The organism is Microbacterium sp. BK668 (assembly GCF_004362195.1).
GTDB lineage: Bacteria > Actinomycetota > Actinomycetes > Actinomycetales > Microbacteriaceae > Microbacterium.
In genome coordinates this window covers 1418205-1441288 of record NZ_SNWG01000001.1, presented here as the reverse complement: position 1 = coordinate 1441288, position 23084 = coordinate 1418205, and the positions used below count along the sequence as shown (strand labels likewise).

General features: G+C 69.8%; 21 protein-coding genes. 9 read left to right on the top strand and 12 right to left on the bottom strand.

Going from position 1 to position 23084, the window contains the following annotated elements:
* Nucleotides 1–236: 236 nt before the first annotated feature.
* On the bottom strand, nt 237–569 hold the full coding sequence (locus EV279_RS06340) for a hypothetical protein (protein WP_133542019.1): 333 nt from the start codon (nt 567–569) through the stop codon (nt 237–239).
* 224 nt (nt 570–793) lie between these two features.
* On the opposite strand from EV279_RS06340, the gene EV279_RS06335 reads away from it, so the two are divergent.
* Complete coding sequence (locus tag EV279_RS06335) at nt 794–1999, top strand: MFS transporter (protein ID WP_243728458.1); 1206 nt, start codon at nt 794–796, stop codon at nt 1997–1999.
* A 624-nt stretch (nt 2000–2623) separates the two neighbouring features.
* On the opposite strand, the gene EV279_RS06330 is transcribed toward EV279_RS06335, so the two are convergent.
* The 3 genes from EV279_RS06330 to EV279_RS06320 form a co-directional block, all read right to left on the bottom strand.
* The gene (locus EV279_RS06330) at nt 2624–3259 is read right to left on the bottom strand and encodes a hypothetical protein (RefSeq protein ID WP_133542017.1); all 636 of its coding nucleotides are present in this window, start codon (nt 3257–3259) and stop codon (nt 2624–2626) included.
* 954 nt (nt 3260–4213) lie between these two features.
* Nucleotides 4214–4843: a hypothetical protein gene (locus tag EV279_RS06325; protein ID WP_133542016.1), complete on the bottom strand. Its 630-nt coding sequence runs from the start codon at nt 4841–4843 to the stop codon at nt 4214–4216.
* On the bottom strand, nt 4840–5373 hold the full coding sequence (locus EV279_RS06320) for an RNA polymerase sigma factor (protein ID WP_133542015.1): 534 nt from the start codon (nt 5371–5373) through the stop codon (nt 4840–4842). Before EV279_RS06320 ends, EV279_RS06325 begins: the two co-directional genes overlap by 4 nt.
* A 379-nt stretch (nt 5374–5752) precedes the next feature.
* Between EV279_RS06320 and EV279_RS06315 the strand changes: the two genes are divergently transcribed.
* Nucleotides 5753–6676, top strand: a complete 924-nt coding sequence (locus tag EV279_RS06315; RefSeq protein ID WP_133542014.1) for a phospholipase — start codon at nt 5753–5755, stop codon at nt 6674–6676.
* A 104-nt stretch (nt 6677–6780) separates the two neighbouring features.
* Entirely contained in the window at nt 6781–8463 is a 1683-nt protein-coding gene (pgi, locus tag EV279_RS06310; RefSeq protein ID WP_133542013.1) for a glucose-6-phosphate isomerase, read from the top strand.
* Nucleotides 8464–8513: 50 nt separating this feature from the next.
* On the opposite strand, the gene EV279_RS06305 is transcribed toward pgi, so the two are convergent.
* Complete coding sequence (locus EV279_RS06305; protein ID WP_133542012.1) at nt 8514–10331, bottom strand: DUF2207 domain-containing protein; 1818 nt, start codon at nt 10329–10331, stop codon at nt 8514–8516.
* A 55-nt stretch (nt 10332–10386) separates the two neighbouring features.
* Between EV279_RS06305 and EV279_RS06300 the strand changes: the two genes are divergently transcribed.
* Nucleotides 10387–10833, top strand: a complete 447-nt coding sequence (locus EV279_RS06300; RefSeq protein WP_133542011.1) for a MarR family transcriptional regulator — start codon at nt 10387–10389, stop codon at nt 10831–10833.
* A 70-nt stretch (nt 10834–10903) separates the two neighbouring features.
* Here the strand turns inward: EV279_RS06300 and EV279_RS06295 are convergent, their stop codons facing one another.
* From EV279_RS06295 to EV279_RS06280, 4 genes are all read right to left on the bottom strand, one after another.
* Nucleotides 10904–11638: an ABC transporter permease gene (locus EV279_RS06295; RefSeq protein ID WP_133542010.1), complete on the bottom strand. Its 735-nt coding sequence runs from the start codon at nt 11636–11638 to the stop codon at nt 10904–10906.
* Nucleotides 11635–12435 (bottom strand): ABC transporter ATP-binding protein, encoded by an 801-nt coding sequence (locus EV279_RS06290; protein ID WP_133542009.1) that lies wholly within the window; start codon nt 12433–12435, stop codon nt 11635–11637. Before EV279_RS06290 ends, EV279_RS06295 begins: the two co-directional genes overlap by 4 nt.
* A gap of 90 nt (nt 12436–12525) precedes the next feature.
* The gene (locus EV279_RS06285) at nt 12526–13131 is read right to left on the bottom strand and encodes a TetR family transcriptional regulator (RefSeq protein WP_133542008.1); all 606 of its coding nucleotides are present in this window, start codon (nt 13129–13131) and stop codon (nt 12526–12528) included.
* Nucleotides 13132–13368: 237 nt separating this feature from the next.
* Nucleotides 13369–13824, bottom strand: coding sequence for an Hsp20/alpha crystallin family protein (locus EV279_RS06280; RefSeq protein ID WP_133542007.1), 456 nt, complete (start codon nt 13822–13824; stop codon nt 13369–13371).
* Nucleotides 13825–14130: 306 nt separating this feature from the next.
* Between EV279_RS06280 and EV279_RS06275 the strand changes: the two genes are divergently transcribed.
* Nucleotides 14131–15075, top strand: coding sequence for a hypothetical protein (locus EV279_RS06275; RefSeq protein ID WP_133542006.1), 945 nt, complete (start codon nt 14131–14133; stop codon nt 15073–15075).
* Nucleotides 15076–15441: 366 nt separating this feature from the next.
* Here the strand turns inward: EV279_RS06275 and EV279_RS06270 are convergent, their stop codons facing one another.
* Both EV279_RS06270 and EV279_RS06265 read right to left on the bottom strand, forming a co-directional pair.
* Nucleotides 15442–16977, bottom strand: a complete 1536-nt coding sequence (locus EV279_RS06270) for an L-serine ammonia-lyase, iron-sulfur-dependent, subunit alpha (protein ID WP_133542005.1) — start codon at nt 16975–16977, stop codon at nt 15442–15444.
* A gap of 96 nt (nt 16978–17073) precedes the next feature.
* Entirely contained in the window at nt 17074–17442 is a 369-nt protein-coding gene (locus EV279_RS06265) for a VOC family protein (protein WP_133542004.1), read from the bottom strand.
* 70 nt (nt 17443–17512) lie between these two features.
* Here EV279_RS06265 and EV279_RS06260 point away from each other — a divergent pair, with 70 nt between their 5' ends.
* The 3 genes from EV279_RS06260 to EV279_RS16825 all read left to right on the top strand — a co-directional run bounded on the left by EV279_RS06260 (nt 17513) and on the right by EV279_RS16825 (nt 19942).
* Nucleotides 17513–19420, top strand: a complete 1908-nt coding sequence (locus EV279_RS06260) for an alpha-amylase family protein (protein ID WP_133542003.1) — start codon at nt 17513–17515, stop codon at nt 19418–19420.
* 82 nt (nt 19421–19502) lie between these two features.
* Nucleotides 19503–19661, top strand: a complete 159-nt coding sequence (locus EV279_RS16830) for a hypothetical protein (protein ID WP_166644473.1) — start codon at nt 19503–19505, stop codon at nt 19659–19661.
* A 113-nt stretch (nt 19662–19774) separates the two neighbouring features.
* Nucleotides 19775–19942, top strand: coding sequence for a hypothetical protein (locus EV279_RS16825; RefSeq protein ID WP_166644472.1), 168 nt, complete (start codon nt 19775–19777; stop codon nt 19940–19942).
* Nucleotides 19943–19960: 18 nt separating this feature from the next.
* On the opposite strand, the gene EV279_RS06255 is transcribed toward EV279_RS16825, so the two are convergent.
* Nucleotides 19961–21478, bottom strand: coding sequence for a glycosyltransferase family 39 protein (locus tag EV279_RS06255; protein ID WP_133542002.1), 1518 nt, complete (start codon nt 21476–21478; stop codon nt 19961–19963).
* A gap of 203 nt (nt 21479–21681) precedes the next feature.
* On the opposite strand from EV279_RS06255, the gene EV279_RS06250 reads away from it, so the two are divergent.
* Nucleotides 21682–23079 (top strand): FAD-dependent oxidoreductase, encoded by a 1398-nt coding sequence (locus EV279_RS06250; RefSeq protein ID WP_133542001.1) that lies wholly within the window; start codon nt 21682–21684, stop codon nt 23077–23079.
* Nucleotides 23080–23084 lie beyond the last annotated feature (5 nt).

Here is a 23084-nt window from a genome sequence, read left to right as displayed (position 1 = left end):
CGACGCGCGGAGCAGGCGTCGATCGCGGCCGGCGCCGGTCCTGCCGTTCCGAGGAGATCGGCGCAACCGAGAACCGAGAAGCGCTTCCCGGTCCTCAGAGGCGCGGATCTCCTCTGCTGTGCCGCAGAGCGCGGCCGATCATGAGGATGCCCGAGCCCGCGCTCAGCGGCGGTCGCCGCATCCATCCCCGACGCCGCCTCCGGCCGCATCCATCCCCGACGCCGCCTCCGGTCGCGTCAGACCTCGTCCTGTCGAGGCGGTCGCACGGTCCAGCCCACGCGCTCCAGCGCCGCCGCCAGCCGAACGGCGGCCCGCTGCGCGGCGTCGATCGACACGTCGGTGCACACGTCGATCGCGAGCGGCGGCGGGTCGGCGAATCGCGGGATCTGCACCTCGGCCCACACGTCCGGCTCCAGGCTGACCCGCGGATACGCGGTGCGCGCGTTCTGCACCTCGGTGTCGGCGACGAACGCGATTACCTCCAGCGCGTCGGGCTTCGCGATCGGCAGGTCGACGACGAGGGTCACGACGAACGGCCCGCTCGCGGTGTCACGGCCCCATGCCTCCACGGCCCCATCCTCGCACCGGCGCGGCACCCCAGGGCCCTCAGCCCGAGAGCGCAGGCATCACGCGGAGGAGGATGCCTCGTGGGAGGCTGAGGGCACCGCATCGAGAGGAGCGCCATGAGCACCGTGGTCGCGATGTCCATCCTCGGGCGCGACGTCGAGTTCGATGGGCGCGCGGCCGATCTGGTGACGGGCCCCCCGCGGGCGGAGCCGCGCATCGACGCGCGGTGACGAGATCGCAGGGGTTCCGGCGGTTCTGGGCCGCAAATACGATCAGCGCGTTCGGGTCGGCCGCCACGGCGGTCGCGCTGCCGGTCCTCGTCGTGGACGGCCTCCAGGCCGACGCTGTCGAGGTGGGCATCGTGAACGCCGCGCAGTTCGTTCCGTACGCGGTGCTCGGGCTCGTCGCGGGCGTCTACGTCGACCGATGGCGCCGCAGACGAACCCTCGTCGTGGCGAGTCTCGGCCGCGCGCTCAGTCTCGGGATGATCCCGCTGCTGTGGGCGGTGGGAGCCCTCTCGGTCTGGAACCTGGTCGCCCTTCTGCTCCTGTTCGGCGGCTTCTCGGTGTTCGGCTTCGCGGCATCGCAGTCGCTCCTGCCTCGCCTCGTCGACCGTGAAAGGCTGCTGCGTGCCAACGCACAGATCGACCAGGGCGAGGCCGCCGCGCTGACACTCGGCCCGACGCTCGCCGGCCTCGTCGTGCGCTGGCTCGGAGCGCCGATCGCGCTGCTGATCGACGCCGTGAGCTATGTCGTCGACGCGATCCTCGTCGCGGGCGTTCGGGTGACCGAGGTTTCCGGCGGCGGGCGCCGATCGGTCGTGCGCGACATCCGAGAGGGCCTGCGAGCAACCTACCGGCATCCCGTCCTGCTGCCGCTCTCGCTGTCGACCCACGTGTGGTTCGTGGCGAATGCGGCCTCCCTCACGATCCTGTCTCTTCTTGTCCTGCGCACCCTCGATCTCGGCGCCGCCCTCTTCGGACTGCTTCTCTCGGTCGCCGGCGCCGCGACGCTCGCGGGAGCCGCACTGGCGGAGCGATCCGGCAGGCGGTTCGGATCCGGAGCAACGATCACGGGCACGCGTGTGCTCTACCCCCTTGCATGGGTCGGCGTCGGCCTTGTCCCCGTCGCCGGCGGGCCGGCGGGGACCGCTCTGCTGTTCGCCGCGCTCGCGATCAGCGGTCTCGCCGCGGGAATCGAGAACGCCAACGAGATGAGCTACCGCCAGCGCGCCGTCCCCGACGAGCTCCTCGGCCGCGTCAACGCCACCGGGCGGTCGGTAAATCGCACGGCGGGCGCCCTCGGCGCCGTGCTCGGCGGCGTCCTCGCGTCGGTCGTCGGTGTCGCGCCCTCGATCTGGATCGTCGCCGCCGTGTTCGCCGTCGCGGCCGGGATCGCGGTGTTCTCACCGCTTCGCGTCGCCCGAAGCTGATGAGCTGCCTGAGAATCACGAAAAGGTAACGCCAGACTCTTCCCTTCCGTTACCTCCTCGTTATAGAGTGCAGGCACGGTAGTTGTTTTGCTGTGGCAGCTGCCGGCATGTGATTGCAGGACACTCTTGGTGCAAGGGACAAGGGCCGGTCGGAAGCCTCTCCGACCGGCCCTTACTCTGAGTCCGACGCACACGATCGCCGGTGCTCGGCGAGAGAAGCCGATGGGTTCTGCGGATCGATCGCGCGGCGCCATCTGTCGCGCGTAGCCCCAAGCCCTGGTCAGCGCCCAGCCGGTGTCATGCCGCGCTGCTCCTCGCGGTCGCGATTCTCGGGCGGAGAACGGCCGGGCAAGATTTTGACAGCAGCTGTTGAGTGCTATCAGCAGGAGCTGATGCATATCCCGTCGATCAGGTCTGCGTAAGGGTCCGCGCCCGGATGTAGCGAGTCGTGAAGATGCACGACAATTCTGCGCTCGATTGCGCCACAATTACGGCTCGCACATGGGTCCTTCACTAATCAGGAGTCTAGATTGGTGCCGCGAACGCCGCCTGATCGGGCTCGGCCCTACCAGGCCGGCGACTATTCCCGACTGGCGCGACGACATACGTCCATGCGGTTCGCCTCTAGAGCACCTCTACTGTCTTCTCGGTCGCTGGGATATGTGCGAGCAGAATGGCTAGACCGCCCAGAAGGATCGGCAGCGCCATCCGAAGGAAGCCCTCGACTGTGCCGAAAGCCATTGCAGTGACGATATCGGCCTGGGCAGTGCCCGTTGCATTAATGATGTTCGGAATCAGCCACGTTGCGGACACAGCGATGAGTGCCCACAGGGGTGCGTCGCACCACGGCCGTCGGACTACTCGTGCTCGTTTTATCTCCACGACCGCCGCTAGAGCGAGCGCGAACTCCACCACAGTCGCCGCGATCCCGAAGGCCATGAGCGGCCCAGGGCTGGGGTGCCGACTGACCGCCACCCAAAACGCAGCGGTTGCGAACATCACGACGGCGAGGATGACGAGCGAAACCGCCCCCAGTTTGCGATCTCCGGTGATCCTTCCCTTGCCGTTGGAGCCGACCGCGAAGATCACGAGGGATGCTGAGTAGAGCGCAGGTCCCAGCAGGGCGGCCACGGGCACGAAGGATCCGATGTCATACGTGGCCAGCGAAGCGAGCGGCGCGACCGCCATGAGCGCTCCAGCAGTGGTCCACGCTCGCTTACCCTCCGTCGTCCGGTAGCTTGCGATTTGCTGCGAGGTCACACCCACACCATATGCGCATTCGACGGCTTGCAACAGAGCGTCGCTATTGTGCGTGTCGCGCCTCGCCGAGCAACCACATGACGCATCGCCAATTGTCTATTCGACGGGTCCTATTGTGCTCGAGCCCCGCCGAGTCTAGGCTCCGAGCGCCGGACACCCCGGCGCAAAGGAGACATCATGGAATTTGACACTCGGACAGCATGGCGAACGCGCGCAGGCGCAATGGTCTCGGCGTCTGCCATTGGAGCTGCGTTGCTTTTCGCATCCGCGCCCGCGAGCTCCGCCGTCGAGCACGGCGCAGCGGAACCGACAGTAGTGAAGATTGCTCCAAAGCCCGACGAAAGCAAAGGGTACGTGATTGTCAATCGAGCGAGGGGCGTAGTGAGGGGTGACGCGACGTTCTACCCAACTGGGCCGATCAGCGCCGACACCATGGTTGTCATCACCGAGCCTGACGGCTCACTCCCCAATGGCCTCACGGTCGCTAAGCTCGACGCCATAGCCTCTGAGCGGGCAGCGGCGAGTACCTCCTCGATCACCTCCGGGCCCGGGTCGGACGGTTCCGCCACCGCCTCTGGGACGGTCGGCACCCTCGGCACATGGGGCTACAGCGCGAACAGCACCACCTGGACGGTTGCTACCGGTGGCACGAACATCGGGTGGAATGCCAGCGCTCGGGTGAGCTACGCGTGGACCGTGCAGCAGGGCACTGCGCAGAACAACGCCGGCTCCGGCTTGGGCTACTACCGCGGGTATATGGGAAGCACTTACGGGACCTGGGCACAGTGGTACGGACTCGGGTACGCCACTGCTGAAGCTGCTGGTCGCGGAAGCGTCCCGTGGGGCAACGTGACCGCAACTTTGAAGTTCCGCGCAAGGTGCGGATCGAGCACCTACTGCAGCGGTCTCTGGTCGGCACCGTAACCCCTCAATGAGGCCAGCGGGCGCTCTTGTTCACTCCCACGCCGTCACGAGGGCGTCCGCGGCAGCATCCCAATCGTGCGTTTGGTAGGCAGTGCTGACCGAGGGGAGGTTCTCGTCCTCCGCGATCGCCTCCGGGCTGATCGGGCGCCAAGCCGACACTGTCAGAGTGGAGAGGCGGGCGTGCGCCGGGTCACTGTAGATCGCCTTCGCGATGGCTGTGGCGGCGGCAATCAGATCCGGCCGGTCGAGGCCGTCGCCACACACGCGCGCAGTGGCCTCCAAGGTGCCCGGACTCTCAGTTGAATCCCGCACCTGTACTCCAGGGCTCAGTATGGCTTCCTCGCCCAGATCCGCGGTCGCCGCCGCGACCGCGATCGCGTCGCCACCGGGCGCATTGTCGGCGGAGGAGCCTCCGTACTCGACGCACAATGAGGGTATCCCTCCGGTGGCCGTGGCCGTAGGTTCCGGAACTACTGCCGGCTGACTTGGATCGCCCGCGAGATTGATCGCGACCATGATGCCCACGAGGCCCATCACGAGAGCGGATGCGGACACGGGCACCGCCGCGCGAAGGATGCCGTTCGGCTTCATCCGCTCGGAGCCCGCCAGAAGCAGATCGCGCACGTCGGCGTGTTCGCGTGGAGTCAGGGGCTCAGTCATTGCGAGTATCCAATCTGTTCGAGTTCGCCCCGAAGCCGTTCCTTCGCTCGAGCGAGACGCGATTTGACGGTGCCGACCGGTATCCCGAGCGCTCGCGCAGTCTCGCGCTCCTGGTATCCCTCGAGCACCGTGAGGACGATAACGCTCTGCTCGCGCTCAGGAAGTCGGCGAAGAGCGGCCAGGATCCCGGACTCGTCCGCGGCGCGCACCGGCGCAGAAGGCTCGGGATCCGGCAGGCGGCCGAGCATCAACTGGTAACGCCGCGAGGATCGCTCGAAGTTGCGGGCGGTGTTGGCGGCGGTGTTCAGCAGCCACGGAAGGAGGGACCCGTTCACAAGACGCGAGGAGCCGCGCCGACGCCACAACTCGAAGAAGGCGATTGTCATCGTATCCTTCGCATCCTCGCGAACACGCAGCAGCCGCGACGCGTGCCGGAAGACCCTTGCCTCATGACGATCGAAGATGCGGGCGAACGCAGCGCGGTCCCCGCGCCGAAGCAGTTCCCAGTCGGCTACATCGTCGTCAGTCATACCTAGTAATGTCCGCTCCGACCTCTCAGGTTCAATAATGCTGCAGTCCCAGTCGGCGGCAGAGCGCGACAACCGCGTGGAAAACGTTCGGTTCGGAGCCGGAGGCCCTTGTCGGCGATGAGTACCGCGGCGATTCCCGCTGAGCGGGGTTGATCCGCCGCGGCGTCGAGGACGCGCGAGCACCCGCGTTCTCTGCATCTTCGCGCGGAAACAACCGCCGGATCGGCAGTTTTCGCCGCATCCGCTCCCACGCTCCTTCCAGGGAAGCCTTGGGGATCGTCCAGAAACGCCCCGCAGACTCGGATCTTCGTGCCCACCCGAAGGGCGCAGGCCGTCGCGTCTCGACGGCCCAGGACTCCCGAAAGAACTCTCCGCTCGTATGCTCCCTACTCGTCGTGCGCTCCGCGCCGCCCAGCGCCCCCGCCGCAACCTCGCCACCACCGCACTCGCCGTCGGAACCGTCCTCGGTGCCGTCGCGATCACCGGTCTGACGACCGCCTCGGCGTCGGCGTACATGGGCGCGCAGTCCGAGACGTCGATCGCGGCGCTCGCGGCGGCGACGACGCCCGCAGCGGTCGCAACGTCCCGCGCGGCGTCGATCCACGAGATCTCGGACGACGCGCGGACGACGCTCGCCGCAGCGCGGACCGCCGTCACGGAGGCGTCACTCGTCGCGACCGACATCGCGTCGTCAGGCCTCGACGTCGGCCCGGAGACGAGCGTCGACACCTCCACGCTCGTCGACCGCATCTCGCAGCTCTCGTCGATGCGGGTGCTGCCGCTTCTCCTCCTTCCCGGCATCGCAGACGACACGGCCGCCGAGACCGAGAGGGTGTCGGCGGAGACGGCCGCCCTCCGCGCCCGCCTCGACGCCGCGCGGGAGAAGAAGGCAGCCGAAGAGGCCGCCGCGGCCGCCGCCGCCGCTGCGGCCGCCGAGGCTCAGCGCCAGGCCGAGGAGGCCGCCGCGGCCGCGGCCGCACAGGCCGCCGCGAACACCCCGGACGGCGCCAAGGCGACCGCCCGCCAGATGGCTGCCGACGAGCACGGCTGGGGTTCGGACCAGTTCTCGTGCCTCGAGAAGCTCTGGACCCGCGAGTCGAGCTGGAACTACCAGGCCTACAACTCCGGCAGCGGCGCCACCGGCATCCCGCAGTCGCTCCCCGGCAGCAAGATGGCAAGCGCCGGTGCCGACTGGCAGACCAACGCCACGACCCAGATCCGCTGGGGACTCGGCTACATCGCCTCCGTCTACGGCACGCCGTGCGCCGCGTGGGGTCACTCGAACGCGACCGGCTGGTACTGAGCCGGGGATGCCTCGGCTCGGCGCTCGCCTCCGGGCCGGAGCATCCACATCATCGGACGAGAACAGACGGGTCCCCCCGGTCCGCCCGCGCTAGCGTGGGGTGCGTGAGTGCTCCCATCGATGCCACCGCCACGTCCGCCTGGGCCGAGCTCGACGCCCACCGCTCCGCCTTCGAGCCCGACCTGCGGGGCTGGTTCGCGAGCGACCCCGACCGGGTGGCGAAGCTGAGCCTTCCGCTCGCCGACCTGCACGTCGACCTGTCGAAGAACCTCGTGACTGACGAGGTGCTGGCGAGCCTCGTGCGGCTCGCCGAGCAGACCGGTGTCGCCGAGCGCTTCCACGAGATGCTGCGCGGCGACCACATCAACACGACCGAGGACCGCGCCGTGCTGCACACGGCGCTGCGTCGTCCGCCCGGGGCATCGCCCGAGCTGGTGGTCGACGGGCAGGATGTCGACGCCGACGTCCAGGCCGTGCTCGATGCGATGGACGCCTTCGGCGATAAGGTCCGCTCCGGCCAGTGGCGTGGCGTGACGGGCAAGAAGGTCGAGACGGTCGTCAACATCGGCATCGGCGGCTCGGACCTCGGGCCGTACATGATCTTCGAGGCGCTCAAGCCCTACGCCGACGCCGGCATCGCCGCCCGCTTCGTCTCGAACATCGACCCGGCCGACATCGCGCTGAAGACGGCCGATCTCGACCCCGAGACGACCCTGTTCATCGTCGCTTCGAAGACCTTCACGACGCTCGAGACCCTCACGAACGCCCGCCTGGCGCGGGACTGGCTATGGGGCGGGCTCGAGGCATCCGGAGCCATCTCCTCCGACGAGGGGGACCGCAACAACGCCGTCGCCCACCACTTCGTCGCCGTGTCGACCGCACTCGACAAGGTCGAGGCGTTCGGCATCGACCCGGCGAACGCCTTCGGGTTCTGGGACTGGGTGGGCGGCCGGTACTCGGTGGACTCCGCGATCGGGCTGTCGGTGGTCATCTCCCTCGGACCCGCGGCCTTCCGCGAGCTGCTCGCCGGCTTCCACGCTGTCGACGAGCACGTCGCCGGCACACCGCTCGCGGAGAACGTGCCCGTCCTCATGGGGCTGCTCAACGTCTGGTACTCCAACTTCCTCGGCGCGCAGACCCACGCCGTGCTGCCCTACGCCCAGCAGCTGCACCGCTTCGCCGCCTACCTGCAGCAGCTGACGATGGAGTCCAACGGCAAGTCGGTCCGCTGGGACGGCTCCCCCGTCACGACGACGACGGGTGAGGTGTTCTGGGGCGAGCCCGGCACCAACGGGCAGCACGCGTTCTATCAGCTCATCCACCAGGGAACGCGGCTGATCCCGGCCGACTTCATCGCGTTCGCGAATCCCGCCTTCCCGCTCGAGTCCGACGGGCGCGACGTCCACGGCCTGTTCCTGGCGAACTTCCTCGCCCAGACGAAGGCCCTCGCCTTCGGAAAGACCGCCGAGGAGGTCGAGGCCGAAGGGACGACCGGCGCACTCGTCGCCGCCCGCACCTTCCCCGGCAACCGGCCGACGACGTCGATCTTCGCGCCCGCCCTTACGCCCCGGGTGCTCGGTGAGCTCATCGCGCTCTACGAGCACATCACCTTCACCCAGGGCGTGGTCTGGGGCATCAACTCGTTCGACCAGTGGGGCGTCGAGCTCGGCAAGCAGCTCGCGCTGCAGATCGCGCCTGCTCTCGAGGGCGATCGCGAGGCGCTCGAGACTCAGGATGCCTCGACCCGCGCGCTGGTGGAGTACTACCGGGAGCACCGCACGGCGTAGCGCGCAGCTCCCACGCGTTTCGTCTCGCTCCGCTCGACCGCGGGGCGGGGTCAGACCCCGCCGCCTCCGCCGCCTCCCCCGCCGCCGCCGGCCGAGCCCCCGCCGCTCGACCCGCCCGACGACGACGACGCCGACGCGCTCGTCGAGAGGGAGCCGATACCGGCGGAGAACGCTGCGACGTTGAAGCCGCTCGATCCGGAGTACCAGCCGGGCGCGTTGCCCTCGCCGTAGAGCACGGCGAGTTCCTCGGCCCACTGCTTCTCCTGGCCGAAGACGACTGCGTAGGGCAGAAGCGTCTCGTACAGCTTCAGCATCTCCCGGGGGCTCGTCGTGTCGATCCGCACTCGCTCGGCTCCCTGCGGCGACTGCAGCATCCGGATGCGGTCGGCCTCCGCCCACTCGATGAAGACCTTCAGACCCGCGAGATGGTCGCGCACCTCCGCGCCGAGCGCGGTGAGCGGCTTGTGGGCGAGGAGGGCGATGACGACGAACTCCGCTGCGAAGGCGCCGACGATGAGAAGGATCGGCACCAGAGGATCGACCGCGGCATCCAGTGCCGCCATCCCCAGCAGGAACACGAGCGCGCCCGCGAGCGTCGTGACGATGATGGGCCACGCGCGGATGCGCGCGGGAACCTTGCGCCGCAGACCGCGTCGCGCGAGCTCGCTGTTCGCCGCCTTCAGAATCCGCTGCGCCGCGGCCGAGAAGCTCTTGTCGGACTGCCCGAACTCGTACTCCGCCCCCACGGGCAGGCCGGGGAAGAGCCCGTCGAGCAGCATGCGTCCGTCACCGTCCGCCCGCGCGGGATCGACGAGCTGCGCCTTGAGGCGCGCGCCGCCGAACCAGCGGCGCTTGCCCTCGAGGATGCGGATGCTGCCGACCACCGCCTGCTCGAGCACCTCGGCGGGGATCGCTTTGCTCGTGCGACCGAGCAGCACGGCGCTCTCGAGGGCGTCGATGCGCGGCGGAGGCGTGTACTCGGCGATGATCGTGGGCCGGCCGGGTTCGTCGCGCAGGCGGTGCCGCCGGGTCACGGCGGCCCACACGACCCCGGCGAGAACGCCGAGGGCCGCGAGCGCCTGCAGCCAGCCCCACGGCGAGGAGAGGTACCGCGTGTCGAACGGCGTGAAGGTGCCCGGCGTGAATCCCACCGCGATCGTCATGGTCTCGTAGGGCTGCACGTCCCCGGTCTCGGCGACGATGCGGGTCGAGGCATCCGTCCCTGCCGTCGCCCCGATGGGACACGTGTCGATCGCCCCCTGGAAGCCGTGGTAGCAGGCGAGACCTCCGGTCAGCTGCGCAGCGAGGGCGGCGTCGAGATGGAGCGTCGCGGAGATGCGGCCGAACGGCTGGGCCCAATCCACGCCGTTGACGTCCCAGTAGAACTCGTCGGCTTGCGTGTCGGCGAACGAGCCGACGACGTTCTCGAGTGTGTACGTGAACACGTACGTCTGGGCGCCGTGCACGAAGTCGTCCGCGCGGGAGGTCATCGAGTACGCGCCGTCCTCGTGGTCGACCTCGGCGGGCCTCGGGGCTCCCTCGCCATCGGTGATCGAGACGAGTTCGGGATGCAGCGGCACGCCCTGGTACGAGTCGGGGATCGTCCGCCGCATCCCGCGGTTCTGGTCGTAGGCCGGGAACTCGGCCACGAACCGCTCCACCACCTCGAGCCGGCTCGTCCCGTCGTCGGCACGCCCGAGGGTGTAGTCGACATCGAGGCTCGTGAAGGAGAAGTCGTCGAGGTTCGTCGACACGGGCGCGTCTGCGGTGTCGTCGCCGAACGTCACCGAGAGGCCGGTGCAGGCGGCGAGCGCGAGCACCATCGCCGCGACCGTCGCCGCCGCGGCATGCCGGAGGAGGCTCCCCATGTGCACAGCCTAGGGCTCATGCCGGACAGGCTCCGATCGCCGTAGTCTGTTCCCCATGACCGACCGGCGACTCGCGATCGACGCGTGGGAGAGCCTGTTCCGTGCCCAGCACGAGGTCTTCGGCGACATCAACGACGACTTCGACCCGAAGACCCTCTCGCAGGCCGAGTACGACGTGCTCCTCACGGTCACGCGCGGCGAAGGCATGACCGCGCGGCTGCGCGACGTGACCGCCAACATGCTCATCAGTCAGCCGAGCGTCTCGCGCCTGGTCGATCGGATGGTGGCGCGCGGACTCATCTCCAAGTGCCCCGACCCCGAGGACGGCCGCGGGGCGCTCGTGCGCGCAACCAACGAGGGCGCTTCGGCGTTCCGTCGCATCGCATCCTCGCACGGCCGGGCGATCGCCGAGCGGATGTCGGTGCTCGACGACGCCGAACTGGCTCAGCTGCGCGAGCTCACCGCGAAGCTCCGCCGGCCGAAGTCCGCCGACGACTGCTGACCTGCGCGGCGATCGCCGACTCGCGCAGCGACCGAGACCAAACGCCTCCCGGCGACGGGTGCACGGTGCTCTACGCCGTCCGGCGGCGCAGCGTCAGCGCCGCGAGGATGAGCGACCCCGCGAGGAAGGCGAGCACCACGAGCAGCGGTCCGTACACGTCCCACCCCTCGTCGCCGGCCGTCACGGCGTTGATCGCGTCGATGGCGTAGCTGAGCGGCAGGACCTTGCTGATCGTGTACAGCGCCTCGGGCATCTCGTCCCGCGGCATGAAGAGCCCGCCGAGGAGGATCTGCGGAAACACGATGAGCGGCATGAACTGCACCGCCTGGAACTCCGTCCGCGCGAACGCACTCGCGAGCAGCCCCAGCGCCATGCCGAGCACCGCGTCGGTCACCGCCACGAGGCCGAGCTGCCACACGGGGCCGTCGGTCTCGAGACCGCACACCCAGACCGCGAACGACACGGTCACGATCGCCTGCAGGAGCGCCATGAGCCCGAAGGCGAGAGCGTAGCCGACGATGAAGTCTGCCTTGCCGAGAGGTGTCGTCATGAGGCGCTCGAGCGTCCCCGACCGCCGTTCTCGCAGCGTCGTGATCGAGGTGATGAGGAACATGATGATGAACGGGAAGAGCGCGAGGATCGGGGGCCCGTAGATGTCGAACACGCCCTCCTGATCACTGAACAGCCATGCGAAGAGCCCGACGAGCAGACTCGGCGCGATGAGCATCAGCGCGATCGATCGCGGGTCGTGGCTCAGCTGCCGCAGGACGCGTCCGGCAGTGGCGACCGTGCGGATGCCGTTCACTCCCTCGACCTCCCGGCGTCCGGGCCCTGCGCGCGCCGCGCAGCGCGGCTCGGGTGGCTCTCCTCGGCGGCGCGGGCCGAGGCATCCATCCCGATGAGGGCCAGGAACGCCGCATCCGGGTCCGTCTCCCCCGTATCGGCGAGCAGACGCCCCGGAGTGGTGTCGGCGATGATCCGTCCCGCCCGCATCAGGACGATGCGGTCGCAGCGCAGGGCCTCGTCCATGACGTGGCTGGATACGACGATCGTCGTGCCGTTCCCGGCGACGGCGCGGAAGATGTCCCACAACTCGGCGCGCAGGAGGGGGTCGAGGCCGACCGTCGGCTCGTCGAGCACGAGGAGCTCGGGGCTTCCGAGCATCGCGACGGCGAGCGAGACCCGCTTCTCCTGGCCGCCGCTGAGCGAGTCGACGGTCTGCTTCGCCTGGTCGGCGAGCCCCACCTGGGCGATGACCCGCTCGACGTCGCTCGTCGGCGCGCCGATGATGCGCGCGAAGTACCGCAGGTTCTGGCGGATGGTCAGGTCGCCGTAGACGGACGCGGCCTGGGTGTCGTACGCGACCCGCCGACGCTGCGCGCGCGTGCCGGCAGCGTCGCCGAGCACCGCGATGCTGCCCCCGGCGATCTTCTGCACGCCGACGATCGACCGCATGAGCGTGGTCTTGCCGCACCCCGACGGCCCCATGAGGCCGGTGATCTGTCCGCGCGGGATGTCGAGGTCGAGGCTGCGGAAGACCTCGGTCGCGCCCCGCCGCACGTGCAGCCCGCGCACCTCGACGGCGGCGGCGGGGTCAGGCATCGCGCGGCCTTCCTCGCCGCACGCCAGGCGATTTATTCATCATTGATGAATTGTGGGCCCGCGCCGGCGCGCCGTCAAGGCGGCCGGATGTCAGTCGACGAGGTAGTGCTGGACGTTGGGCGCGATGCGCTCGACCAATTCCTCGACGGATGCCGCAGCCACCGCGGGCAGCTTCAGGACGTACCGGGCGATGAGCAGACCCGCCACCTGCGAAGCGACGAGCCCGGCGCGCAGCTCGGCATCCGGCACGTCCAGCTCGGCGGCGATGCGAGCAAGAAGCTCGCGGGAGAGGAAGGCGGCGACGAGCGGCGTCGCGTAGCGGTTCCCGACCGCCGAGCGCAGCAGCACCACCCCGCGCTTGCGCACCTCGGGGCGCTCCCAGGTCTCGAGGATGTACCGGACGATCCGCTCACCGAGCTCGCCTCGGGGACCGGCGAGCATCGATGGGATCTCGGTGTCGGGCCGCATCGGGGCGCCGACGACCTCGGCGAAGAGGTCTGCCTTCGCGCCGAAGTAGTGATGGACGAGCGCGGGGTCGACGCCGGCGCGGCCCGCGATGCTCCGGATTGTGGCACCGTCGTAGCCCTGCTCGCCGAACTCGTCGACGGCCGCCGCGAGGATGCGATCGCGCGCGCCCGATTCACCGCCTCGCGGGCGGCCCCGGCGCCGAGGCGTCGGTACGACGTATTCGGGCATGGCGTCAGCCTAGACGCGGCAACCCCCGCAGCCGCGGGCGTACGAAGGGCCCGCCACCGAGCCCGCACGGTTTACCGGCGGATGCTCGATCACACGGTGATCCGTGCGATTTCGGCTCGCTGCGGTTGAACCCCGGGCCCGTCACACGGCCACAGCCCCGAGCCGGGGGGACTCGGGGCTGTCGCGGGTGAGGGCGCGCGGGAGCGCGGACGGCTGGTCGGGCGACCTGCGATCAGATCACTGCTCGACCGGCTGCGGCTCGTCGCGGTTCTCGTGCGCGGTGATCGTCGACGGATTGGTGTTGGCCGTCACCTCGATCTTGCGCGGCTTAGCCTTCTCGCTCACGGGGATCGTGACGCTCAGCACGCCGTTGGCGTAGTTCGCGGTGATGCGCTCGGTGTCGATGCCCTGGCCGAGGTTGAGCTGGCGGAGGAAGCTCACGGCCTCGCGCTCGCGGGTGATCCACTTGACGCCCTCGCCGGTCGTCAGCGTGCGCTCGGCGCGGATCGTCAGGAGCTGGCCGTCGACGTCGATGTCGACAGAGCCGGGGTCGATGCCCGGCATGTCGGCGGTCAGCACGTAGTGGTCGCCGTCGCGGTAGAGGTCCATCGGCATGCGGCGCGGTCCGCGGCGGGTGTCGAAGAGGCCGGAAGCGAGGCGGTCGAGGTCGCGGAACGGGTCGTACTGGGCCATGGTTCTCTCCTTCTCATCGGTGGTGTTCGGTTGGTCGTGGGAAGTTGAGTCGACTCGGCTCAACTAACTCCAGATTAGCACTCCGCATGGCCGAGTGCCAACGCTTCGCCCACGGCGAACGAGGCCGGCCCGGCGCCGTTTCAGCCGTCGTGACGCCGCTGAGCTGCCGCGTTCGGCGGCGCTGACCGCCGGACGCCCGAACCTGGGGTACGCGGCTCTTCTCCACAAGAGGCGGGGCACCGGCGAAGTGCACAGGAGCAGCCCCGTCCTTCGGTCGCCTGATTCGAGCCGAGGCACGCTCGCGGGATGAATGAGCGCGCGCAGCCGTTGCCGGCAGAGCTCGGCGAGGAGTTCTCGGTGGCCATGGCCTTGGCGTCGGGCGTCCGGCCGGCGCGTCTTCGGGCCGTCGACCTCTCGGCGCCGTTCTGGGGGGTTCGCATGCGGCGAGGGGACGCGGACGGATCGGACGACGGCATCAGGATGCTGCGCTCCTATGCGACCCGGATGCCCGTCGGATCGTTCTTCTCCCACCAGACCGCGGCGCTGATCTGTGGTGTCCCGCTTCCGCAGGCGGCCCTGGACGCGGTGCATGTCAGCGTCCTCGCGCCGGCACGCGCCCCAGCGGGGCGCGGCGTCCGTGGGCACCAGCTCGCCCCCGAGCTGGTGCGCGTCCGCACCCATCGCGGACTGCCCGTCGCCTCCCCGTCGTCAACCTGGGTGCAGCTCGGCGCGGTGCTCGATGTGCCCGACCTGGTCGCTGCGGGTGACGCGCTCGTGCTCCGCCCACGTGCCAAGGACGGACGTCGTCTGATGCCACTGACCACGCGCGACGAGCTCGCGGGCGCTCTGGCTGCCGGCCGGCGGCTCGGCGCCGCCGACCTCCGCGTCGCGCTCGGGCTCGTGCGCGAGGGCGCGGCATCCCGACCCGAGACTCACCTGCGGCTCGCCATGGCCTCCGCCTCGCTTCCGGAACCCGAGCTCGATTTCGACGTCCGGGATGCGCGCGGTGGCCGGATTGGGTGGACCGAGTTCGCCTTCCCCGGGTGGGGGGTCCTCGTCGAGTACGAGGGCGACCACCACCGCACCGACGCGAAGCAGTGGAACCGCGACATCCTGAAACACGACCTCTGCCGTGCAGCCGGCTGGGAGGTCGTGCGAGTGACCTCGGCGCACCTGTACCCCGATGCGAGGCTCGCCGTCGAGCGCGTACGCGCGGCACTTGTCCGCGCCGGGTGGACGCCCGGGCCGTGATGCCTTCGACCCGTTCACTTGCGGCGTTCTGCAGAGGGCCACGCAGATCGGCGCAACTGAGCTTCCGGCGCGCGCGCTCACTTGCGGCGATCGGCTCCCAGCCGCGCAGATCGGCGCAACTGAGCTTCCGGCGCCCGCTCACTTGCGGCGTTCTCCACCCACCCGCGCAGATCGGCGCAACTGAGCTTTCCGGCGCAAGTGAGCCCTCCGGCGCTTGCTCACTTGCGGCGTTCTGCAGTTACCCGCGCAGATCGGCGCAACTGAGCCTTTCGGCGCCCGCTCACTTGCGGCGATCGGCACCCAGCGGCGCAGATCGGCGCAAGTGAGCCGGCAGCCGGCAGCCGGCAGCCGGCAGGCGGCGGGCGCTCAGCACTCGATGACGTTGACCGCGAGGCCGCCCTCGCTCGTCTCCTTGTACTTGTGCGACATGTCGATGCCGGTCTGGCGCATCGTCTCGACGACGGCATCCAGCGTGACGTAGTGCGAGCCGTCCCCGCGCAGCGCGAGGCGCGCGGCCGTCACCGCTGTCGACGCGGCGATGGCGTTCCGCTCGATGCACGGGATCTGCACGAGCCCGCCCACCGGATCGCACGTGAGGCCGAGGTGGTGCTCCATCGCGATCTCGGCCGCGTTCTCGATCTGCCGGTTCGTGCCGCCCATGACGGCGGTCAAGCCGCCGGCCGCCATCGCACACGCTGAGCCGACCTCCGCCTGACACCCTCCCTCGGCACCCGAGATCGAGGCGTTGGCCTTGAAGAGCGAGCCCAGCGCGGTCGCCGTGAGCAGGAAGCGCCGGATGCCTCGGCGGCGGTTGGCCTCGGCGACGAGCTCTTCGTCGAGCACGTCGACGTCGGGCAGGACCGGCCCGCGCGTCCCCTCGTCGCCGGGCTCCGAGCTCGGTGGCCGGCTGTGAGGGGCGAATCCGAGGAGCGCGCTGCCGACGAGCTCGCCGTGCGGAGTGACGGCGTTTCCGACGCCGAGCCCCGAGTCGGCCAGGAAGCGCCACCAGTACATCGCAACGGCGGGAAGGATGCCGGCCGCGCCGTTCGTGGGCGCGGTCACGACGCGTCCGCCCGAGGCGTTCTCCTCGTTGACCGCCAGGGCGAACGCCCCGAGCCACTCCCCCGGAAGCTCGCGGTGGCCACCGGCCTCGGCATCCGTCAGCTGTCCGGCGATCGCGGCGGCCCGGCGCTTCACCCGCAGCATGCCCGGAAGCTCGCCCTCGGACGACAGCCCGGCGGTGATGCAACCCGCCATCGCGTTCCAGATCGCGTCGAGGCCCGCGGCCACGTCGGCTTCAGGGCGCAGCGCCTCCTCGTTGATCCGCGCGGCCTCGGCGATCGTGAGGCCGCGCTCGTCGCAGAGCGCGAGGAGCTCCTCCGCGGTGTCGATGACCAGCGGAAACGAGTGGGCGGCGACCCGGGGCGCCTCGCCCTCTCGCCGGATGAATCCGCCGCCGATCGAGTAGTACGTCTCCTCGGCGAGCGCCTCGCCCGCAGCGTCGAGCGCGGCGAGCGTCATGGCGTTGGGATGCCCCGGCAGCCGCGTCCGCGGGGCGAACACGATGTCGTCCTTGGCGAAGTCGACATCACGCACGCCGGCCAGGCGCAGTCGCCCGCCTGGCCAGTCGCTCCACGCGCGCCGCACCGCCTCCGGCGCGACGGTCGCCGGATCGTCTCCGCGCAGCCCTGCCACGACCGCATCGGGCGTGCCATGGCCGATGCCCGTCGCGCCGAGGGAGCCGTACAGGGTGCAGGTGACTCTGGCGACCCGATCGAGCGCCCCCGCGTCGCCCAGACGCGCGGCGAAGTCGCGGGCGGCGCGCATGGGCCCGACCGTGTGGGAGCTCGAGGGTCCTACTCCGATGGAGAACAGCTCGAACGCCGAGACGTAAGCGCTCACCCGACCAGTTTACTGACCGATCGTTCAGTCAGGCCAGCGCGCGCGGGAGCGCCCCTCGACCGGGCCGGCATCGCTCCGATCCGGCCGTTCGCGCGATCAGCGTCGACGCTGGAACGCGATCAGCCCGACGGTGTTCCCCTCGGAGTCGCGCACGAAGGCCTGCCACTCCTCGTGGTTCGCCGGGCCGAGGGTGTCGTCTTCGTGCGTGAAGATGACGTGCGGATGCGTGACGACCTTGATGTCGGCGCCGAAGCGTTCGATCGTCTCGTGCACGTTCTCGACGCGCAGATACAGCAGCGACGACGGCGCGTTCCGGTCGAGCAGCAGCCGCACGCCGTCCAGATCGAAGAACAGGAGGCCCGGAGGGTCGAAGAGCGCGGTCGGCTCCGCGCCCAGCAGGCGGCGGTAGAAGGTCGCGGCGCGCTCGAGGTCGTCGGCGTGCTGCGCCACCTGGACGAGCTGCATGGTGCCTCCCGGCGGATGAACGGAACGACTCGACCGCGCTCACGCTAGCATCACGGGCACGGAGGGTGACATGACCGCACTGGGCAACGACGTCCGCGACGATCAGGCTTTCGCGCGCGAGCGCGCCGAGCAGGCGGCCGGCTCGTTGGACGAGCTCTTCGCACGGCAATTCGACGAGCACTTCCCCCGCCTGCACGGCCTCTTCCGCACGCTCTACGGCGATCGCGACGACGGCCGCGAGGCGCTCGCCGACGTGGTGACGCTGGCCGCGGCATCCTGGAACTCCCGTCCGCTCGAGCTCCGCGCGCGTGACGAGCAGCGCGAGGCCGATCCGAGCTGGTTCGAGTCGCAGCAGATGCTGGGCGGCGTCTGCTACGTTGATCGCTACGCGGGCGGGCTCGCCGGCATCCGCGAGCAGATCCCCTACTTCCAGGAGCTCGGGCTCACCTACCTCCACCTCATGCCGCTCTTCGAGAGCCCCGAGGGCAACAGCGACGGCGGCTATGCCGTGTCGAGCTACCGTCGGGTGAATCCCGAGCTCGGCACGATGGAGGAGCTTGCCGGGCTCGCCGCCGACCTGCGGGTCGCCGGCATCTCCCTCGTCGTCGACTTCATCTTCAACCACACCAGCAACGAGCACGAGTGGGCGAAGCGCGCCGTGGCGGGCGACGAAGGTTTCGAGGACTTCTACCTCATCTTCCCCGACCGCACGATGCCCGACGCGTATGAGCGGACGGTGCGCGAGATCTTCCCCGACGACCACCCCGGCGCGTTCGTGCGGCTGGACGACGGACGGTGGATCTGGGCCACGTTCTACCACTTCCAGTGGGACCTCAATTACGCCAACCCGGCGGTCTTCCGCGCCATGGCCGGCGAGATGCTCTTCCTTGCGAACCAGGGCGTCGAGATCCTGCGGATGGATGCTGTCGCCTTCATCTGGAAGCGCCTGGGTACCGCGTGCGAGTCCCTCCCCGAGGCTCACCTGCTCCTCCAGGCCTTCAATGCCGTCCTGCGCATGGCGGCGCCGAGCCTCCTGTTCAAGTCGGAGGCGATCGTGCACCCCGACGAGGTGATCCAGTACATCTCGCCGGAGGAGTGCCAGCTCTCGTACAACCCGCTGCAGATGGCGCTCACGTGGGAGGCGCTCGCGACCCGGGACGCCCGCCTGCTGCAGAAGGCGCTCGACGAGCGCCACGCCCTCCCGCCGGGGACCGCGTGGGTCAACTACGTGCGCAGCCACGACGACATCGGCTGGACGTTCGCCGACGAGGATGCCGCGACCCTCGGCATCGACGGCTATCCGCACCGGCGGTTCCTCAACGACTTCTACGTAGGGCGATTCCCCGGCACGTTCGCACGTGGGGTTCCGTTCCAGGAGAACCCGAAGACGGGCGATGCGCGCGTCACCGGCACCACCGCCTCGCTCGCGGGCATCGAGGCGGGTGACGACGGCGGCGAGGACCGCGTCATCCTCGCTCACGCGCTCGCCCTGTCCACGGGCGGCATCCCGCTTCTCTACCTCGGCGACGAGGTCGCGCAGCTCAACGACTACTCGTACGCCGACCACCCCGACACGGCCGCGGACAGCCGCTGGGTGCACCGCCCTCGCCGACCCGACAAAGCCTACGAGCGGAGACGGGATGCCTCGACGTCAGCCGGACGCGTCTACTCCCGCCTGACGGGCCTCATCGCCGCGCGGCGGTCCGTTCCCGAGTTCGCCGGGAACGACCTCATCCCGTTCCACACGCCGCATCCTTCCGTGGTCGGCTTCCAGCGTCCCGGGGGCGACCCCGGCGCCGATCGCATCCTTGTGCTCGCCAACGTCGCCGATGACCTCGTCCTGATCGACCCGGTCGTCTTCTCGGGCTTCGCGCGCGACGCCTCCGACGTCGTCACCGGTGCGGGCCGGGATCTTCGCGCCGGGCTGTCGCTCCCCGCGCACGGGTTCGCCTGGCTGCGGGTGACTCCGCGACCATGACCGGGGCCGCGGACGGCTTGCACAACTTCGCCGCGGCTTCAAGGGGTACCGTGCGCATCGTCCGCGGTGGGAGAGTCTGATCATGACCGCACTCGCTGTGATCCTGCTCATCGTCGGCATCGTCCTGCTGCTCTTCGGCATCTTCGTCCAGGCGGCCCAGTTCCTGCTGTGGATCGGCATCATCATCCTGGTGATCGCGATCATCATCGGACTGATGCGCTACATCAGGCGAGGAGCCTGACCGACCCCCAGTGGCGAGGGAGTCCGCTCTGGACTCCCTCGCCCTTTGCGTACGATGGAGGCATCCGCGCGGCGCAAGAGGCGCCGGCACCCGCGGATCGACGGAGGTGACGGATGCTGTTCATCGTTTACGCGATCCTGCTGGTCGGCGGCATGTTCGTGATGGGCATCTCGTTCTCGCTGCCGGGGCTTCAGGCCCTCGTCTTCATCGTGGGTCTGCTCATGTCCGTCGCCGCCATCGGCGTGCCGATCGCCGCGGGCGCCAACGAGCATCGCAGGTGACATCTCGCGCCCCGACTCTCACGGGCGCGTGAACAGCAGGACCGCCGTGCTGTGCAGCCGCACCGCGTCGACCTGCTGATAGCCGAGGGCCTCGAGCTCTGCGATGCCGTAAACGTTCGGCTCCGCTCCGACCATGTACTCGACGACCCACACGCGATCGACGTCCGTGAAGCGGCCGAGGGACGCGGCTTCGGCGACGGAGTAGTCGGATGAATGCCACGAGCCGCTGTCGGCATACGAAGTCTTGAGCGTGGCGTCGATCACCGCGTGGAACGGGTCGGGGTTGGTGTCGAGCGCCAGCCGGGGGCGCCGCGACGGGCGGACGGAGTCGTCGAACACGATCGCGTCGCCCGGACGCGCGCGAGCGTCGATCGTGGCGGCGATCTCGTTCCAGTCCGACCTGTTCTTCGCCCACGGCTCGCGCTGACCGACCCAGATCGGCGCCGCCGCGACGACCGTCGCCGCGAGCACGACCGCGGCCGCCCAACGCCTTCGGGCGAGCAGGCGCACCCCGCAGGCCATCAGGATGGCGGCGGCCGGCGCGGAGAACGTCCCGTAACGGGGCGTGAAGATCGCCGCGATCGGATTCGCCGCGATCAGGATGCCCATGGGCACCACGAGCCAGAGCAGCGCGAGGGCCTCCAGGGTCCCCGCAACCGGGCGACTTCGGCGTGCACGGACGACGAGGCCGACGACGACCAGGACGATGAGCGTCCACGCGATGATCGCGAACGGGACAGCGCCGAACCACATCTTCACGAGGACGGCCGAAGGATTGACCCGGTCGCGGTGCTCCAGAAAGGCGATCTGACGGCGTTGCAGAAGGGCGAGCACGATGACCGGCGAGGCTGCGGCCACGCCGGCTGCGGACGCGACCAGCCATCGGACCAGCTGCGAACGGTTCCGGCGGTCCACGGCGAGTGCGAGTCCCACGACCAGAGCCATGAGCGCGAGGTACAGGAAGGTGTAGATGCCGACCGCGAGCACGGCGCCGTACGCCGCCCACCAGCGGCGCGGCGGGGCGGGCCGCCGCATGATCTCGACGGCCACGACCACCAGGAGCGCTGCGATGGCCGCGTCGAACGCGTAGGCGCGGGCCTCCTCTCCTGCGTAGGTCAGGCGCGGGAGGATGGCCGAGAAGAAGCCGGCCACGACGGCGAAGCGCAGCGAGTCGAAGCGGCCGCAGATCCACGTGACCGCTCCCGCGGCCACCCCGACCGCAACGGCGGACGGGAAGCGCACGGCGAAGGGGTCGGCGCCGAAGAGGTCGACCCACAGCTGCAGTCCCAGGTAGTACGCGCCGTGGACCGCGTCGATGTGCCCGAGCATCGCGAGAAGCGACTCGGGCGGCCGAAGCGCCGAGAGCACGCTCGCCGCCTCGTCACCCCACAGCGAGGGGATCCACGAACCGATGAGGCTCACGCACATCGCGATGAGACCCACGAGCACCGCCGCCCACGCGAGAGGACGCCGCGCTCCGACGGGTCGCGGCGAGGTCAGCGGGGCGCGCGACTCCGGTTCTGCGACGCTCGTCACCGCACACGTGCCCGTTCGATCCGTCGACGCGCCGGCTGGGAACTGCCACCTGCTGTCGAGCTGGTCATCCCTCCCATTGTCGGGGCCTTCGCTCCGAGCGGCCCGAGAGTCCGTCCTCGGGGACGGCGATCCGACCGGTGCGTGTCCGTCGCGCACCGCGATCGGCTTTCCTCCTCCCGCCCCGGCACGAGAGGATCGCTTCCATGCAGACGGTCTTCGAACGCCGCCGCCCCGATGCGGCCGTGGTTCAGCATTCCCTCGCGGAGACCCGGCAGGGCGTTTTCTGGCTCGACGATGTCGACCGGCCGCGGCATCCGTCCCTCGCCGGCCATCGGGATGCCGACCTCGTCGTCGTCGGCGCCGGCTACACGGGTCTGTGGACGGCGCTTCGCGCGAAAGAGCGGGACCCCGGCCGCCGGGTCGTCGTGCTCGACGCCGGGCGCATCGGGTGGGCGGCCTCGGGACGCAACGGCGGCTTCTGCGAGGCGAGCATCACCCACGGCGAGGAGAACGGCGCGCGTCGCTGGCCCGAAGAGCTCGACACCCTCGATGCGCTGGGGCGGCGGAACCTCGACGAGATCGCCGAGACCGTTCAGCGATACGGGATGGATGCCGAGTTCGAACGGACCGGAACGCTGTCGGTCGCCGTCGAGCCTCACCAGGTCGAGTGGCTCGCGGAGGAGGACGGGTTCCTGGATGCCGCGGCCACCCGCGCGCTCGTCGATTCCCCGACGTATCTCGCCGGCGCGTGGGAACGCGACGACACCGCCCTCGTGCACCCCGGGAAACTGGCGCTCGAGCTCGCGCGCGTCGCCGCGGAGCTGGGGGTGGAGATCTACGAGCACTCTCGCGTCACGTCCCTTGATGACGACGGCACCGCGGTCGCGGTGCGGACCGCGCAGGGGACGGTTCGCGCGGAGCGGGTCGCGCTCGCGACCAACGTCTTCCCGTCGCTGCTCACGCGCACGCGCTTGCTGACGGTTCCGGTCTACGACTACGTGCTCATGACCGAGCCGCTCTCCGCCACACAGCAGGCTGCGATCGGCTGGGAGGGGCGCCAGGGCATCGCAGACCTCGCGAACCAGTTCCACTACTACCGGCGGACCTCCGACGACCGCATCCTGTTCGGGGGCTACGACGCCGTCTACCACCCGGGCGGCCGGATCCGGTCGGCCTACGAGGATCGGCCCGAGTCGTTCGAGCGCCTCGCGAGCCACTTCTTCACGACCTTCCCGCAACTCGAGGGACTCCGTTTCAGCCATCGCTGGGCGGGGGCGATCGACACCTGCTCCCGGTTCTGCGCCTTCTACGGGCTCGCCCGCAAGAAGCGGGTCGCCTACGCGGCGGGGTTCACGGGGCTCGGTGTCGGGGCTTCCCGGTTCGCGGCCGACGTGATGCTCGACCTTCTCGCGGGCGATCAGACCGAGCGCACCGAGCTGCGCATGGTGCGGGAGACGCCGATCCCGTTCCCGCCCGAGCCTGCGGCCACCATCGGCGTCACGCTCATGAAGCGCGCCATGGACCGCGCCGACCACCGCGAGGGTCGTCGGGGCCTCTTCCTCAAGACGATGGATGCCGTCGGCATGGGCTTCGACTCGTGAGGCGC

Coding starts and splice junctions, on each gene's coding strand:
- EV279_RS06325 (WP_133542016.1), bottom strand. CDS start 4,843: ATGACTGAGCCCCTGACTCCACGCGAACACGCCGACGTGCGCGATCTG.
- EV279_RS06320 (WP_133542015.1), bottom strand. CDS start 5,373: ATGACTGACGACGATGTAGCCGACTGGGAACTGCTTCGGCGCGGGGAC.
- EV279_RS06315 (WP_133542014.1), top strand. CDS start 5,753: ATGCTCCCTACTCGTCGTGCGCTCCGCGCCGCCCAGCGCCCCCGCCGC.
- EV279_RS06305 (WP_133542012.1), bottom strand. CDS start 10,331: ATGGGGAGCCTCCTCCGGCATGCCGCGGCGGCGACGGTCGCGGCGATG.
- EV279_RS06300 (WP_133542011.1), top strand. CDS start 10,387: ATGACCGACCGGCGACTCGCGATCGACGCGTGGGAGAGCCTGTTCCGT.
- EV279_RS06290 (WP_133542009.1), bottom strand. CDS start 12,435: ATGCCTGACCCCGCCGCCGCCGTCGAGGTGCGCGGGCTGCACGTGCGG.
- EV279_RS06285 (WP_133542008.1), bottom strand. CDS start 13,131: ATGCCCGAATACGTCGTACCGACGCCTCGGCGCCGGGGCCGCCCGCGA.
- EV279_RS06280 (WP_133542007.1), bottom strand. CDS start 13,824: ATGGCCCAGTACGACCCGTTCCGCGACCTCGACCGCCTCGCTTCCGGC.
- EV279_RS06275 (WP_133542006.1), top strand. CDS start 14,131: ATGAATGAGCGCGCGCAGCCGTTGCCGGCAGAGCTCGGCGAGGAGTTC.
- EV279_RS06265 (WP_133542004.1), bottom strand. CDS start 17,442: ATGCAGCTCGTCCAGGTGGCGCAGCACGCCGACGACCTCGAGCGCGCC.
- EV279_RS06260 (WP_133542003.1), top strand. CDS start 17,513: ATGACCGCACTGGGCAACGACGTCCGCGACGATCAGGCTTTCGCGCGC.
- EV279_RS16830 (WP_166644473.1), top strand. CDS start 19,503: ATGACCGCACTCGCTGTGATCCTGCTCATCGTCGGCATCGTCCTGCTG.
- EV279_RS16825 (WP_166644472.1), top strand. CDS start 19,775: ATGCTGTTCATCGTTTACGCGATCCTGCTGGTCGGCGGCATGTTCGTG.
- EV279_RS06250 (WP_133542001.1), top strand. CDS start 21,682: ATGCAGACGGTCTTCGAACGCCGCCGCCCCGATGCGGCCGTGGTTCAG.